Source organism: Pseudomonas sp. B2M1-30 (assembly GCF_025447575.1).
Classification (GTDB): Bacteria; Pseudomonadota; Gammaproteobacteria; order Pseudomonadales; family Pseudomonadaceae; genus Aquipseudomonas; species Aquipseudomonas botevensis.
This window is the reverse complement of sequence record NZ_JAOEJT010000034.1, coordinates 1-827: the sequence shown is the minus strand read 5'-3', so window position 1 is coordinate 827 and position 827 is coordinate 1. Positions and strand designations below refer to the sequence as shown.

At 66.1% G+C, this 827-nt stretch carries 1 pseudogene; it reads left to right on the top strand.

Annotated features, from left to right (window positions below):
* Nucleotides 1-827, top strand: a pseudogene (locus N8H74_RS29190) (type IV secretion protein Rhs); the annotation flags it as partial.

Sequence of the window (827 nt, the reverse complement as noted above, 5' to 3'; positions counted from 1 at the left end):
TACGTCTGGGATGACGCCGGCCGCGTCACGGTGCAATACGTCGATGGCACCGAAGAGGTTTACGTCCACGACGACAGCGCGCGGCTGGTGCGCAAGGTCGAGGCCAACGGCGCTGAACACCTCAAGCGCTATGACGCCCAGGGTCGGCTGATCGCCGAACAGGATCCGCTCGGCGCCGTCACCGAATACCGCTACGACGCTGCCGGACGGTTGGTGGCGCTGCTTCCGCCGGAAGATGCGCCAACGTCCTACGACTACCGCCACGGTTTCCTGCACAGCCGTACCCGTGGCGAAGCGGTGTGGACCTACCGGCGCAATCCTCAGGGCGATGTCACCGAGGCGGTCGATCCCGACGGCCAGGTCACCCACTACCACTACGACCCGCAGGGGCGGCTGCTGTCGATCCGTTATCCGGACACCGCGCGGCATGTGTTTGCCTGGAACGACCTCGGCCAGTTGATCGAAGAAACCCTGCCTGATGGCGGCGTGCGGCGGTTTTCCTACGACGCTCTGGGGCGGCGGACGACAACCCGGGACGAACACGGCGCCGTCACCCGTCATGCCTGGGACGCCGTGGGCCGACTGCTGCAAACGACGTTGCCCACCGGCGCCAGCCGTGCCTACCGCTACAGCGCCTACGGTCAGGTCACCGCCGAGCAGGATGAATTGGGGCGCCTCACCCGCTACGAGTATGACGACGACCTGCACCTGGTCAGTCGGCGGATCAACCCCGACGGCACCCGCCTGCAATACCGCTACGACCACGCGCAACTGCGGCTGACGGAAATCGAGAACGAGTCCGGCGAAACGTACCGCCTGGACTACAC